Origin of the sequence: Variovorax sp. V213, assembly GCF_041154455.1 — a bacterium.
Taxonomy (GTDB): domain Bacteria; phylum Pseudomonadota; class Gammaproteobacteria; order Burkholderiales; family Burkholderiaceae_C; genus Variovorax.
Genome location: NZ_AP028665.1, coordinates 26,051 through 38,640, shown reverse-complemented (window position 1 = coordinate 38,640; position 12,590 = coordinate 26,051). Strand labels below are relative to the sequence as shown.

Here is a 12,590-nt window from a genome sequence, read left to right as displayed (position 1 = left end):
TCAGCTGCGACGGGCCAGCTGCCCCGCATCCCTCAGCTGCTCCAGGAACCATCTGCCAGCCGGCCCTGGAGGCATGTCCTTCCTGTAGACGGCGAGCATGGCGATGGGAGGGGTTTTCGGGTGGAACATCTCCAGCGTGATCGGCACCAGGGCACCGGCTTCCAGGTCGGCGCGCACCATTGCAGCGGGCATGTGCCCCCAGCCGAAGCCGGCGCGCAGAAACGCATGCTTCGCCCCCAGATCGGCCAGCTTCCAGGTGAGGGCGGAAAACACCCCGAAGCTCTTTCCTTCCGTCATGGCCGTGCGGTCGGTGAGCACCAGCTGCACATGCTGCGCCAATTCGGCCGAAGGTATCGGCCCCTTGTTCCTGGCCAACGGGTGAAACGGGGCCACCACCGTGAGCATGGGTACGTCCAGCAGTTTTTCGGTTTCCACGCCTTCCGGCACCATCGGCATCGAGCCCATGATGCCGATGCGGCAACTGCCATTCAGCACCGGCTGAACGACCGCGCCAAGCGCCTCCACGTAGAGCCTCAGGGGCGTGTGCGGAAAAGCGGCGCGAAAGAGGCCCACCGCCGTTGTCAGCGACTCCATCGGATACATCACATCGACGACCACCGAGAGCTCCGGCTCGAGGCCCTCGGCCATGGTGCGGGCCTTGGCCTTGAAGCCGTCCATGCCGGACACCACCCGGCGTGCCTCCGCCAGAAGGGCACTGCCGGCTTCGGTCAGCTGCGGATACCGGGCGCTCCGGTCGAACAGCTGAACGTCGATCTGGCCTTCGAGGTTGGCCAAGGTCTGGCTCACGACGGATTGGGCGCGGCGCAGGCGGCGGCCTGCGGCCGAGAAACTGCCCTCATCCGCTGCCGCAATGAATGTGCGCAGCTGGTCCATGGAAACGCCGTCGAGCATGTATCGCCTCTTTAGATGGTTTGCATCGAAAGATATAGGCTTTGCAGAGGGAAGTCCAGTCCTTAACCTTTGGCCGTTCTACCAATCCAAAGGAAATTCCAATGACCCAGACGACCTTAGTTCCGCCCGAGCCGCAGCGCTCGCCTGCACGCGGCAATCGCCGCGTCGTGGCTCGCACCAGCGGGCGCACGCATGGGCCCGTGACACGCCTCGTCAGCCCTTCGGACATCGGAGAGCTGATCAAGCCTTTCGTGTTTGTCGACCATTTCGACATGGTGCCGAAGCAGGGATCGCTCTTTCCGATGCACCCTCATTCGGGCATTGCAACGCTCACCGTGCTGCTCTCCGGCGATCTGCGCTACGAAGACACCACGGGTGCGGCCGGAACCTTGTCTGGCGGAAGCATCGAGTGGATGCGCGCGGGCGGCGGGGTATGGCATGACGCAAGCCCGTCGAGCGACGCCCCTTTCCGTGGCTACCAGGTCTGGGTTGCGCTGCCGCCTGAACTGGAGAGCGGCCCTGCCCACAGCCAATACCTGCCGCCTGCGGCCGTGCCTGCGATCGGACCCGCCCGGTTGGTGCTCGGGTGCCATGCCGGTGCCCGGTCGCCCGTCGATTCGCCTGCCGGCATCAATCTTCTTCATGTGCGCCTCGGTAGCGGACAGCACTGGCGCTATACGCCGCCAACTGGCCAGGACGTGGCTTGGGTGCACGTCGATCGCGGCGTGCTCAGGGTGGCGGGCGAACGCCTCAAGAATGAGATTGCAGTCTTCGACAGCAATGACGGGGCCCTGGAATTCGAAGCAGAGGGCGAGGTTGAATTTGTTCTTGGCTCTGCCGTGAAGCACCCCCACAGCCTCGTGCTGGGCTATTACTCCGTACACACCTCGGCAGACGCGCTCCGCCGGGGCGAGGCAGAAATCGCTCGCATCGGCAGCCGCCTTCGGCGCGAAGGGCGCATCCCACCCGCGATGGGTGGCAATCTTGTCAGGAGCTTTTCATGAAGATTTGGAAGTACATCGAGGCGCGCCACGAAGAGCTGGGAGTCGGCCTGTTCATCCTGCCTTGCCTCGTGGTGACCATGGCCGCAGTGGTGCTGGCGTTCTGGCTCGGACAACTGCTGCAATAAAAAAAAGAGATGCCTGGCCAGGCATCCCTTTTTTTTATGGGCTGGTGCCGCGTCTCAGGGCATCAGCACCAAGGCCCCCGTCTTTGTGCGCGCCGCAATGGCCGCATGCGCCTCGGATGCATCGCGCAGGGCGTACTCGGTAAACGGAACGTCGCCCAATACACCAGCCCTGAACGCATCGAACACGTCGTCCACGGCCTGCGAGACCTGGCCCGCCAGGTAAGGCGCCATCGGGCCGCCGACCATCTTCAGCCCTCGCTTTGCGGCCGCTTCCTTGTCGAAGACGGGGGAGCCAGAGGCGGCGCCAATGGACACGACCACGCCACCATCTTTGACCGAAGCAAGCGTGGCGTCGAACGTCGACTTTCCGACGAACTCGTAGACCACATCGACGCCGCCGGGCGCGATCTTTCGCACCCGCTGTGCCAGGTCTTGCGCATCCGAAGGCAGAACATGGTCGATGGTGCCTTCCAGCGCCTGGCGCTTTTCCGGGCTTCCCGCAGTGCCGATGACCGTGGCGCCGCGCGCCTTTGCCCAGCGCGCCAGCAGGCTGCCAACGCTGCTCGAAGCTCCCTGGACGAGGATCGTCTCGCCGGGTTGCAGCCGGTGGTAGCCGTTCAGCCCGGCCCATGCGGTCAGGCCCTTGGTCAGAACGGCTGCAATCTGCCCGGCGCCAAGGTCGTCGGGCACCGGCACCAACGCACTGGCGTCGATCAGGCGCGCCTGGGTGTAGCTGCCCGGGGCAAGATAGTAGGCAACACGCTGGCCTACCGCGAGGCCGCTGACGCCCGCTCCAATGGCCTCGACGACGCCGACGCCCTCCACGCCGGGAACTGCCGGCAGTGGAACGGGGACGATGCCGCGGCGGAACATGGTGTCGATGAAGTTCACGCCAATGGCCAGATGGCGAAGGCGCACTTGCCCTTCGGACGGTGCGCCGACATCGGACGGGTCTTCGACCTCGAGGACTTCGGGGCCTCCGTAGGAATGAAAGCGAATGGTGGTGTTCATGATGGTTCTCTGAGTTTGAATAGAAGATGCTGAATTTTTAAATGACGGCCAGCAGGCCTCCATCGACCAGCAGGGCGGTTCCAGTGATGTAGCTCGAAAGATCGGAGCCGAGGAACGCCACCGCATCGCCAATCTCCGAAGGCTGTCCGAGCCGCTTGAGCGGTGTGCGTTGGCGGAAGCCCTCGGCCGCCTCCGCAATGCCCGGGCTGGTTCGCAGAAGATGGGTGTCGATGGTTCCGGGAGCTACGGCGTTCACGCGAATGCCATCGGGCCCGAGCGCATCGGCAAGCGATTTGGCCATCAGGACGACACCGCCCTTGCTTGTCGAATACGCCACCGTGATGCCCGCCCCCGACAACCCGCCCATGCTGGCCATCAGGACGATGCTTCCCTGCTTGCCATTGGCCTTCATCTGGCGGGCTGCGGCCTGGGCGCTGAACAGCGTGCCGTCCAGGTTGACCGCCATCAGCTTGCGGAAGTCATCCGAAGAAACATCGAAACCGTCGGCGCGAAGGGTGATGCCCGCATTGGCAACCATCACATCCACTCCGCCAAAGGGAGTCGATGCATCTACCAGTGCGTCGACTTCTTCCTTCTTGCTCACGTCGGCCTTGGCGAAAGCGGTGGCAACGCCCAGGGCTTTGATCTCGTCGGTGGTCGGTATGCCGCCTTCGCGCGGTTCACGACTGATGTCCGAGACGATGACCGCTTTGGCGCCATGCCTCGCGGCATTGACTGCAATGGCGCGGCCGATGCCGCTTGCGGCACCCGTTACCACAACGACCTTGTTCTGCAGGATGTTCGTGTTCATGTTGAATCTCCTTACTGAGGCAGTGCATTCAGCTGTTGCAGGACCGAGTACAGGTTGGCAACGCCCCAGTGCTCGGTGATCTTTCCGTCCTGCACGCGCATGGCGTCGACGGTTTCGAAATGAATGGCCTTGCCGGTTGCAGCAACCCCCAGAAAGTCGCCACGGTGCGTGCCGCGGTACGTCTTGTAGGTGGTCACCACGTCACCGTCCGCACGCTGCCAATGGATGACGGCGTGGAAATCAGGAAAAGCTTCCCGAAGCTTCTTGTAGAGGCCCAGCGCGCCGGCCTTGTCCGGAGTGCAGTTCGGTTGCGGGGTGTGGTCCAGGAACGCGTCGGAAAAGAGCTCGTTGAACAAGGCCCAGTTGCCTTGGCCTTGGACTTCGTCCGTATTGCGACGAATGACGGCCTTTGCTGCTTCGCCGATATCGATGTTGATGCTGGTCATGATGTTTCCTTCGTGATGTGTTTCAGAGTTCGAATCCGCCGATGGTCATTCCGCCGTCCACGACGAGCATCTGACCCATGACGTAGGAAGAGGCTTCAGAGGCGAGCCATACCGCAGCTGCTGCAATCTCGGAGGGCCGGGCACCCCGTTTCGCCGGAATGGCCGAGGTGGCCAGCTGGGCGAAGCCGGGGCTCTGTGCGCTCGCCGCAGCGACCATGGGGGTTTCGGTCCAGCCAGGTGCCAACGCGTTGATGCGAAGGCCGTGGGCTGCGTTTTCCATTGCGGCGACGCGGGTCAGCCCGTGCACGCCGTGCTTCGATGCCGCATACGCGCTCATGCCGCCTGGCCCGGTCAGGGCCGCCACGTCCGCCGTGACGGCGAGCGCTCGCCCGCCGAGTTCGGCGATCAGGCGCGTGGTTTCGGCCAGTCCACCTTGGTTCAGGTCCGCCGCTACGACGGTTGCACCGCGCCCGGCAAACGCCCGGGCGGCCTCGCGGCCTATGCCGGAGCCTGCGCCGGTGACCAGCACCACCCTGTTGTCGAAGTCCTTAAGTTCCATTTGCTACTCCTTGGTGTTGTGCAGCTCATTGCTGCATGACCTGAAGAGTAGGGACGGGTGATCGATTGCGATAGCCTATTTGTTTCGATGGAAAGCATCGTCATGAACGATATGTGCTGGCCCTCTTGGATAAATATGAGCCCGGAGGCGTGCTATCGGTAAGTCAGATGCATTGCATCTAGAAATATAGGCTACTCAGCTACACGAGAAATTCCTAAAGTTCGTCTCAGCGGTCGGAAACGCATCGGGCTTGCCCGGCGTACCTCACCGTTCTTTTCACCCTGTCTCGAACTTATAGGAGTACCTCGTCATGCAATCCACAAACAACGCTTCCATCCTCTCGTCAGCCTCCTTGGCGCCCATCATCGGGAGACTGCTCATGGCCGCCATCTTCCTGATCAGCGGCGTGGGCAAGCTCATGGCTCCTGGCGGCACCATCGGCTACATCGCATCGGTAGGCATTCCGCTGCCGGAGCTGGCGTACGCCGGCGCGCTTGCCATGGAGCTCGGCGGCGCCCTGCTGCTGGTGGTGGGATACCGCACCCGCTGGGTGGCTGCCGCACTGGCGCTGTTCTCGGTCGTTTCTGCGGTGATCTTCCACAACGCGCTGGGCGACCAGAACCAGTTGTTCCATTTCCTGAAGAACCTCGCGATGGCCGGCGGCCTGTTGCAGGTGGTTGCCTTCGGCGCCGGCCGCTACAGTCTGGATGAGCGGCGCGCCGAGCTTCCGGTCGCGCTTGGCGCCGCTCGCTGAAACGTCGGCGTGCGGCTGGCGGGCCGGTCTGTTGTTAGGATTTCGGGTCTTCACATCGACCGATGCACCGCCCAGCATGGATTCTTTAAACCTGAATTCCACAGCCGCAGCCCCCGGTTCCTCCGCCGTGCCCCATCTTTCGCCGCCTGACGCTGCGCGGATTCGGGAGTTGGCTTCGCTCGTCGCGCGGCACGCCCCGAGAGAGGGCATCTGCCCGACATCGATTCCACGCGTGTCGGCTATCAAGCTCTCTGCACCCAGCGACGAGCTGGTCCACGCCCTTCACCAGCCGGCTGTCTGCATCATTGCGCAGGGCGCAAAGCGGGTCATGCTGAGGGATGAGGTGTATAGCTATGACGCCTCGCGGTTCCTGGTCTTCTCGACCGACTTGCCCATCAGCGCGCAGGTCACTCAAGCAAAACCCGGCGAGCCGTATTTGTGCTTCAGGCTGGACCTGGATGCTGCGGAGATCTCCGAGCTGGTTCTCCAGCTAGGGCCGCTGTCGGCACGGCGCACGGCCACGCATCGCGGCCTTTTCCTGAGCAATGTTTCGAACGGCATGCTGGACGCCGCAATCAGGCTCATGCAGCTGCTGGACTCGCCTGAAGATGTGGCGGCCCTCGCGCCGCTGGCAACTCGCGAGCTCGTCTACAGGCTTCTGCGCAGCGAGCAGGGCGAGCGGCTTGCCCAGGTGGCGAGGGCCGACAGCCATGCAAGCCGCGTGATGCGAGCCGTCTCCCGGCTCAAGTCGAACTTTGCGGAGCCCCTGAAGCTGGACGAGTTGGCACGCGAATGCTGCATGAGCACGTCCTCCTTGCACCACCACTTTCGGGTCGTCACGTCCATGAGCCCGCTGCAATACCAGAAGCAACTGCGCCTGCAGGAGGCCCGCCGCTTGCTGCTGAGCGAAGGCATCGAGGTCTCGAAGGCGGGCTATTCGGTGGGCTATGAGAGCGCCTCGCAGTTCAGCCGCGAATACAGCCGGCTGTTCGGCGTGCCTCCGTCCAAGGATGTGTCCCGCTTCGAGATGATGGCCGCCTAGCAACGGGGAAGGCGCCGCCGGCACGCGACGTCAGAAGTCCCCGTCCGTCGTAACCGACAGCGCGGCGTAGCTATCGATCTCGGCGCGACGGCGCTCGAAAGTCTTCGTTGCGAAGTCGACGGCGTCGGTGCCGGCAACAAAGTGCAGCGGAGGCTGCGGCATCTCGGACAGTTCAACGATGGCGCGGCCGAGCCTTGCCGGGTCGCCGGGCTGCTTGTGGTTGTAGCTCTCGTAGGCGGAACGCGAGTTGCTCGAGAACTCCGCATAGTCGGCAATTTTGCGGGAACCGTACTGGACCGACTTCTTGTCCAGGAAGTCGGTACGAAAGAATCCCGGCTCGACGATGGTCACCTTGATGCCGAAGGGCGCAACTTCGAGGGCGAGGGATTCGGAGAAGCCTTCCACGGCAAACTTGGCGGCACAGTAGATCGACGCTCCGTCGAAGCCCATGAAGCCCCCCACTGATGCGAGGTTCAGGATGTGGCCCCGGCGCTGCTTGCGCATGACCGGCAGCACGGCACGCGTCACGTGCATCATGCCGAAGACGTTCGTCTGGAATTGGCGCTCCACGTCCTCGCCGGAGACTTCTTCGAACAGGCCTAGTTGGCCGTAGCCTGCGTTGTTCACGAGCACGTCGATGCTTCCGAATCGAGAGCCAGCCTGCTGGGCGGCGGCAATGGCATCTTGCTCGCGCGTGGCGTCGAGCGGGAGGCACAGGGCGCTGCTGCCGAATTCGCCGTAAAGTTTTTCAAGCTGGGCGGGGTCCCGGCCAGTGGCCACGACCTTGTCGCCAGCCGCCAGGGCTGCCTTGGCGATTTGTGCACCAATACCGCGGCCAGCACCCGTGATGAACCAAACTTTGCTCATTTAACTCTCCAAGTTACTGCGTGATTCACACGCCGGTTGAACATGGAGTGATCGTAGGAACCAAGGCCCTCGGTCACATGCCTGTTTCTGGCGAGGATTTGCACAAACCGACGGACTGGAAAGCCTCCCAGTATTGATACGCTGAACCATGGACTTTCAACTCAGTACAGCCGAAGCGCTCGACGAGCGCGTGCCCGGGGACCTCATTGCAACCAGCAAGGGCAGGCCGTGGCGCGACCTTCTGGTCCAGATTTTTGCGAGGCGGCCGGTCCAGGACAGCTTGCTCATTCCGGCAGTTCCGGAGCCGCTCATCGTGTGGGTCGTCTCCGGTTCGGCGCGGGTGGAAGAGCGGCAGCTTGAGGGCGAATGGATGGCCAACGAGGTGCGCGCAGGCGAGTTTTTTCTGCAGACCTCGCCGCGTCCATGCGAGCTACGCTGGCGCACGCTGACAAGCGAGCCGTTCCGCGTGATGCACGTCTACCTGGGGCTTCCGCTGATGAGAAGGGCGGCTATCGACGTGCTTGGACCCGCGAGCCCGCTCGTCCCGCTCAGGGAGGTTTCCGGCGCTGCAGACGAGGTCGTCGCCAACCAGCTGGGCATTCTTTGCCGCGAGCTGCTGGAGCGCCGTGCGCCGAGCACGATGCTTGTGCAGGGCCTCGCGAGCAGCCTTGCCGTTCATCTGGTGAGAGCCTATGCAAGCGACACGCAGCATCCGGCAATCCCGCACGGGGGACTGCCGGCCTTCAAGATTCACCGGGTGCTCGCTGCAATGCAGGAGCGCATCGACCAGGAACTCGATCTCAAGCGCCTGGCAAAGGTGGTGCAGCTCAGCGAGGCTCATTTTTCGCGGTCTTTCAAGAAGAGCACTGGCTTCTCCCCCTCTCAATTCCTGACGCGGCTGCGCATGGAGCGTGCACGGCGTCTTCTGAGGGAGACGGAAGCGCCCATCGTGGAGATCGGCCTGGAAGTCGGGTACGCGAGCCCCAGCCACTTTGCGCAGGTGTTTCGCAAGGAGGTTGGTGCGCTCCCAAGCGACTACCGCAACGGGCGCTAGCCGGCACCTCGGGTTTGCAGCAAATCTTCGATATCGACAGCAAATCGACGAGCGACCATTCGGACCCCGCTCGGCACCATGACAACCGTGGCAGCTGCACAGACAACGTCAGTCTGCAGCCGCCGCGCTTTCCAACCTATCTACCGCAAGGAACTGTCATGGAACTCAATGGAAAAATCGCTTTGGTCACCGGTGCTTCGAGTGGCATTGGCGCCGCTACCGCGCTCAAGCTGGCGGCAGCGGGTGCAAAGGTCGGGCTCGCCGCCCGCCGGGTCGATCGTCTCGGCAAGCTTGTAGACCAGATCAAAAAATGTGGAGGCGAGGCCATCGCCATCGAGATGGACGTTGTCGATCGCGCAGCGGTGGAAGCGGGCGTGGCAAAGCTGGTGCAAGCCTACGGCGGGCTGGACATCGTGTTCAACAACGCTGGCCTCATGCCGATCTCGGATGTCGAAGCCTTGAAGGTCGACGAATGGCACCGCATGGTGGACGTCAACGTCAAGGGCCTGATGAACAGCACGGCGGCAACGCTGCCTCATCTGATCGAGCGGGGCTCCGGCCACATCGTCAATACGTCGTCGATTGCCGGCCGCAAGGTATTTGCCGGCCTGGCCGTCTATTGCGCGACGAAGCACGCCGTCTCGGCGTTCACCGAAGGCCTCCGCCTGGAAGTCGGCAAGAAGCACAACATCCGCGTGACCAGCATTCAGCCGGGCGCGGTCGATACGGAGCTGTTCAATCACATCTCCGACGAGGGCTATCGTGGCCAGATGGAGGGGCTGCGCGACCAGATGTCGTTCCTGAGCGGCGACAACATCGCCGACACGGTGATGTTCGCGTTGCAGGCGCCTGCCCACGTCGATGTGGCCGAGCTGTTCGTGTTGCCGACCAACCAGCCCTGGTGATGACACGGGGCCGGCGTCTGGGGGCGCCGGCTTTCGGTCCGGTAGACAAGTAGATCAGTAGGTGACCGGCACCCGCATCGCGTTGCCGCCGTCCCCGGCGGGGGCAGCGACTTGCGATGGAGCGGAGTCCGACGTCGCCGCCATCGCGCCGACGCCGTGCCAGGGCAATTGGGAGCGTGTACTGAATGTCTGGTCCTAGGTCGGAATCTGCCGTCTGCGGGTCGACCCCCGACAGGTGCGCCTGGACCGCTGGAGAGATCGAAATAGCGTCGAACGATCGGTCGAACCTGAACTGGTGGGCCACCCCCGCCGGCACACCATGACATCGCGAGACTTCTTCGTTCGGCGTGCCGAACAGAACGGGTGACTGCGCCACATTACGTGCTTATCGTCGTGGTGCGTTTTCGCCGTGGGCAGTCATATTGGAGAAGAAGGCCAACTTCGATCTCCAAGTTGCCTACCGAGGAAGCCGTCAACGTAGCTGCGAGCGCCTGCTGCCGACGGAAGGCTTCGGCTCGTGAGAAGCTTGATTCACTCGACGCTTTCTGCTTTGCTCACCCATGGACGGCTCAACGACGTGCGTGTTGCCTTGCAATAAATCCGGTACCGTCGTTTTTAGCGCGAACGCCAGTGTGCCAAGAGTCCACAGCGATGGATTGGCCAGCGCCTCCTTCGCGCGCCGGCCGAAGGGCTGGCCCTTCTCGGGCGCGTCGATGCCGTTGAAGCGCACCTTGATCTGCTCGTAGTTGCCCGCGGCGCCGCAGCGGGCGGTGATGGTGTCGCCGTCGCTGACGCCGACCACCAGGCACGTGCGCGGCTCTGCGGCCTGGGCCAGCGCCGGCAGCGACAGCAGGCCGGCCAGAAGAAGAGGGCGGAGCACCCTCACTGCAGCGAGACCTCGGTGCCGTCGTCGGCCACCATCACGCCGGGCGTGCCTTCGGAAATCTCGACCGGCACGTCCATGTGGACGCTGCCGTCGGCGTCTCATCAATCTGCCGCTTGTAGCCGGCCACGCGCGCGGGTCGTTGCGGCGTGATGTCGGCCGCGACGTTCGGCGCCATGGCGCTGGACTTTCTTGTCTTCGTCAATGCATACGTCGAGCAGCCGCGCGCCTACACGTCAAGAAGCTCTTCGGACCTTAAAACGACAGCGGTCCAGCGCAAGGCCGGACCGCTGTCGTAGCTCACCTCAGTTCGTCGCTACTTTTGCAACGAATGAGGGCAGTAAATCTCACCACGCAGTGTTGCATGTCTGATCGCATGGTCAAGAAGGTCTCTGAAGGTGTAGACATCTGAGAGTACATTCGCCAAGTGATTGCCGTCGAGCAACATGACCTTGAGCTCTTTTCCCTTTGGAAGAGTCGCAAGGGATCCGGATGTAAACCCATTCATCGAGAGAAAAATTCCTCTTGCTCCCATCTTGCCTTCGACCTTGTAGAAGAAATGACCAATCCCCTTTGGCTCAGTCTTCTCGGCGGTCCATTTAAGTTCCAGCAGGTAGTAGTGACCGTCGAACTTAACCGCACCATCAAGTTGCTCTCCTTCAATGCGAAACGGTGCCTCAACAGAAATGCCGCTCGCTTGCAGAAGTTCGTTGACGATAGCCTCTAATGCGTAGCCCTTGGGCTGTGGAGCAAGCGTGTGAGCCTCAACGAATTTCGCTTGCAGACGAGCTCGTTTAGTATCGTAGGACTCGACTACTTGCTTTGCTGGATGGGGGCGAAGAGTCTCTCGTCTCTGGCTCTCTTGGGTCTGCTTCCGGACAAGTTCACGCAGTTTCAGCGAACAGCGTTCAGCGATTTCGACCCTGTGTCTTTCACTCTGCGGAGCAAAGCTCTCTTGCTCGACAAGGATGCGGACGAAGTTGCGGGAAATTTCAAGGCGACGGTTGTAGTCTCCACTGCGCAGGCGCTCATAAAGCCCATCCATCTGGCGACGTTTGGATAGTTCGCGCCCTTCCTCATCCTTGAGGCGAACAATCTCGTTGCGGATGTTGTCGGGTACACCAGATCGCATCCATGCCTTGTGCAGATCGCCCTTGAACCAGTAGAGGTTCGCAATGCCATCTTTGATCAGGACTTCGATTTCTTCGTTAAAGCGATTGTGTCTTGGGGGTAAACTTGTCCAAGCGGCAGCACATCAACTGGGAAACCGCGTCCATCCATACCCTGGCGCCTTCGCATGAGCTAAGAGTCGGACGCGGTGTCGGTCACGTCACTCGCGAGTCGGTGCGGTAGGGGCGTGTGCTTTGACCCACGCGATTCCGCTGTCGCGCGCGGTCGTCGAAGAATACGCCTCACTCGTTCCGATGATTTCGCCGTTACCGGCCTTCAGCACGAAGTACGGAGAGCCCCCCGAATTGGTACGACGGTCATAGCGAGCATCGTGCGGGGAATTGACCTTGACGGAGGCGATGCCTCCTTCGGCGCTCTGCTTGGTGGTGTAACGCTCGCTCGTGAGCACAACCTCGCCGTTCCCTCCCTTGAGGTTGAACATGTACTGGGTACCCGAGGGCTTCAGATGAAAGTAAGCGGACATCTTTCGATGCCTTTCTGCCAATGGCTTTACAAGAAGACGCCGCCCTCGAAAACCCGAACCATTAACATCGCACTTGCACCGTTGTCTTCGGATACGAGCAACCCCTGACGGCATCGGACTGGGGTGGAAATCGCCAAGGGATTGCCGTCCCTTGGCTTTTTCTTTTCTGGAAACCATTATGCATGGTTGTTACTTTTATCTGTATGTTTATACAGGGTCGATTTGTTATGGCCACCGCAAGGGCTGGCTCCCAGGGTGCCGCACCGACGGGGTCACGATAAGTGAGTTGCTAGTCGAAGCAGGCCTGTAGACTTTGCGTTTCCATGCGAAACGACCGTGACTATGCCGCCCACCGACGACGAGCCCACCTTTGAGCATTCCGTGCTGAGCCAACGCCTCACCCGTCACGGGGTGACCGTGCAAGCGAGATCTACGAGGACGGTGAAGGGAAGTGGATTCTCGAAGTGGTAGATGCACAAAATGCATCCCATGTTTGGGACGATCACTTCGAATCCGACCATCAAGCGCTTGCGGAGGCCATCCGCGCTCTCGAAGAGGAAACG

Annotated in this window: 14 protein-coding genes and 1 pseudogene; 6 read left to right on the top strand and 9 right to left on the bottom strand. The window is 61.9% G+C overall.

The window, feature by feature from the left end:
• Positions 1-912 (bottom strand): LysR family transcriptional regulator, encoded by a 912-nt coding sequence (locus ACAM55_RS25215; protein WP_369657014.1) that lies wholly within the window; start codon positions 910-912, stop codon positions 1-3.
• 101 nt (positions 913-1,013) lie between these two features.
• On the opposite strand from ACAM55_RS25215, the gene ACAM55_RS25210 reads away from it, so the two are divergent.
• On the top strand, positions 1,014-1,916 hold the full coding sequence (locus tag ACAM55_RS25210) for a pirin family protein (RefSeq protein WP_369657013.1): 903 nt from the start codon (positions 1,014-1,016) through the stop codon (positions 1,914-1,916).
• Positions 1,913-2,041, top strand: a complete 129-nt coding sequence (locus tag ACAM55_RS25205; protein ID WP_369657012.1) for a hypothetical protein — start codon at positions 1,913-1,915, stop codon at positions 2,039-2,041. Before ACAM55_RS25210 ends, ACAM55_RS25205 begins: the two co-directional genes overlap by 4 nt.
• Before the next feature lie 54 nt (positions 2,042-2,095).
• Here ACAM55_RS25205 and ACAM55_RS25200 read toward each other — a convergent pair whose 3' ends face one another.
• From ACAM55_RS25200 to ACAM55_RS25185, 4 genes are read right to left on the bottom strand one after another with little or no spacing between them, the layout of a single operon-like run.
• Positions 2,096-3,052 (bottom strand): zinc-binding dehydrogenase, encoded by a 957-nt coding sequence (locus tag ACAM55_RS25200; protein ID WP_369657011.1) that lies wholly within the window; start codon positions 3,050-3,052, stop codon positions 2,096-2,098.
• A gap of 37 nt (positions 3,053-3,089) precedes the next feature.
• A complete protein-coding gene (locus tag ACAM55_RS25195; RefSeq protein ID WP_369657010.1) occupies positions 3,090-3,863 on the bottom strand; it encodes an SDR family oxidoreductase in 774 nt (257 codons plus the stop codon).
• 11 nt (positions 3,864-3,874) lie between these two features.
• The gene (locus tag ACAM55_RS25190) at positions 3,875-4,309 is read right to left on the bottom strand and encodes an ester cyclase (protein WP_369657009.1); all 435 of its coding nucleotides are present in this window, start codon (positions 4,307-4,309) and stop codon (positions 3,875-3,877) included.
• Positions 4,310-4,331: 22 nt separating this feature from the next.
• Positions 4,332-4,868: an SDR family NAD(P)-dependent oxidoreductase gene (locus ACAM55_RS25185; protein WP_369657008.1), complete on the bottom strand. Its 537-nt coding sequence runs from the start codon at positions 4,866-4,868 to the stop codon at positions 4,332-4,334.
• Positions 4,869-5,178: 310 nt separating this feature from the next.
• On the opposite strand from ACAM55_RS25185, the gene ACAM55_RS25180 reads away from it, so the two are divergent.
• Complete coding sequence (locus tag ACAM55_RS25180; protein WP_369657007.1) at positions 5,179-5,622, top strand: DoxX family protein; 444 nt, start codon at positions 5,179-5,181, stop codon at positions 5,620-5,622.
• 169 nt (positions 5,623-5,791) lie between these two features.
• The gene (locus ACAM55_RS25175) at positions 5,792-6,664 is read left to right on the top strand and encodes an AraC family transcriptional regulator N-terminal domain-containing protein (RefSeq protein ID WP_369657006.1); all 873 of its coding nucleotides are present in this window, start codon (positions 5,792-5,794) and stop codon (positions 6,662-6,664) included.
• A 30-nt stretch (positions 6,665-6,694) separates the two neighbouring features.
• Here ACAM55_RS25175 and ACAM55_RS25170 read toward each other — a convergent pair whose 3' ends face one another.
• Positions 6,695-7,531, bottom strand: a complete 837-nt coding sequence (locus tag ACAM55_RS25170) for an oxidoreductase (protein ID WP_369657005.1) — start codon at positions 7,529-7,531, stop codon at positions 6,695-6,697.
• A 148-nt stretch (positions 7,532-7,679) separates the two neighbouring features.
• Between ACAM55_RS25170 and ACAM55_RS25165 the strand changes: the two genes are divergently transcribed.
• Entirely contained in the window at positions 7,680-8,585 is a 906-nt protein-coding gene (locus tag ACAM55_RS25165; protein ID WP_369657004.1) for a helix-turn-helix domain-containing protein, read from the top strand.
• Positions 8,586-8,743: 158 nt separating this feature from the next.
• Positions 8,744-9,490, top strand: coding sequence for an SDR family oxidoreductase (locus ACAM55_RS25160; RefSeq protein WP_369657003.1), 747 nt, complete (start codon positions 8,744-8,746; stop codon positions 9,488-9,490).
• A gap of 655 nt (positions 9,491-10,145) precedes the next feature.
• Here ACAM55_RS25160 and ACAM55_RS25155 read toward each other — a convergent pair.
• The 3 genes and pseudogenes from ACAM55_RS25155 to ACAM55_RS25145 all read right to left on the bottom strand — a co-directional run.
• A pseudogene (locus ACAM55_RS25155) lies at positions 10,146-10,376 on the bottom strand (thermonuclease family protein); the annotation flags it as partial.
• A gap of 313 nt (positions 10,377-10,689) precedes the next feature.
• Positions 10,690-11,505, bottom strand: a complete 816-nt coding sequence (locus ACAM55_RS25150; RefSeq protein WP_369657002.1) for a restriction endonuclease — start codon at positions 11,503-11,505, stop codon at positions 10,690-10,692.
• Positions 11,506-11,703: 198 nt separating this feature from the next.
• The gene (locus ACAM55_RS25145) at positions 11,704-12,027 is read right to left on the bottom strand and encodes a YegP family protein (protein WP_369657001.1); all 324 of its coding nucleotides are present in this window, start codon (positions 12,025-12,027) and stop codon (positions 11,704-11,706) included.
• Between the last annotated feature and the right edge of the window lie 563 nt (positions 12,028-12,590).

Excerpts from the sequence above, each read along its gene's own strand:
- ACAM55_RS25215 (WP_369657014.1), bottom strand. The coding sequence starts at position 912 with ATGCTCGACGGCGTTTCCATGGACCAGCTGCGCACATTCATTGCGGCA.
- ACAM55_RS25210 (WP_369657013.1), top strand. The coding sequence starts at position 1,014 with ATGACCCAGACGACCTTAGTTCCGCCCGAGCCGCAGCGCTCGCCTGCA.
- ACAM55_RS25205 (WP_369657012.1), top strand. The coding sequence starts at position 1,913 with ATGAAGATTTGGAAGTACATCGAGGCGCGCCACGAAGAGCTGGGAGTC.
- ACAM55_RS25200 (WP_369657011.1), bottom strand. The coding sequence starts at position 3,052 with ATGAACACCACCATTCGCTTTCATTCCTACGGAGGCCCCGAAGTCCTC.
- ACAM55_RS25195 (WP_369657010.1), bottom strand. The coding sequence starts at position 3,863 with ATGAACACGAACATCCTGCAGAACAAGGTCGTTGTGGTAACGGGTGCC.
- ACAM55_RS25190 (WP_369657009.1), bottom strand. The coding sequence starts at position 4,309 with ATGACCAGCATCAACATCGATATCGGCGAAGCAGCAAAGGCCGTCATT.
- ACAM55_RS25185 (WP_369657008.1), bottom strand. The coding sequence starts at position 4,868 with ATGGAACTTAAGGACTTCGACAACAGGGTGGTGCTGGTCACCGGCGCA.
- ACAM55_RS25180 (WP_369657007.1), top strand. The coding sequence starts at position 5,179 with ATGCAATCCACAAACAACGCTTCCATCCTCTCGTCAGCCTCCTTGGCG.
- ACAM55_RS25170 (WP_369657005.1), bottom strand. The coding sequence starts at position 7,531 with ATGAGCAAAGTTTGGTTCATCACGGGTGCTGGCCGCGGTATTGGTGCA.
- ACAM55_RS25165 (WP_369657004.1), top strand. The coding sequence starts at position 7,680 with ATGGACTTTCAACTCAGTACAGCCGAAGCGCTCGACGAGCGCGTGCCC.
- ACAM55_RS25160 (WP_369657003.1), top strand. The coding sequence starts at position 8,744 with ATGGAACTCAATGGAAAAATCGCTTTGGTCACCGGTGCTTCGAGTGGC.
- ACAM55_RS25150 (WP_369657002.1), bottom strand. The coding sequence starts at position 11,505 with ATGCGATCTGGTGTACCCGACAACATCCGCAACGAGATTGTTCGCCTC.
- ACAM55_RS25145 (WP_369657001.1), bottom strand. The coding sequence starts at position 12,027 with ATGTCCGCTTACTTTCATCTGAAGCCCTCGGGTACCCAGTACATGTTC.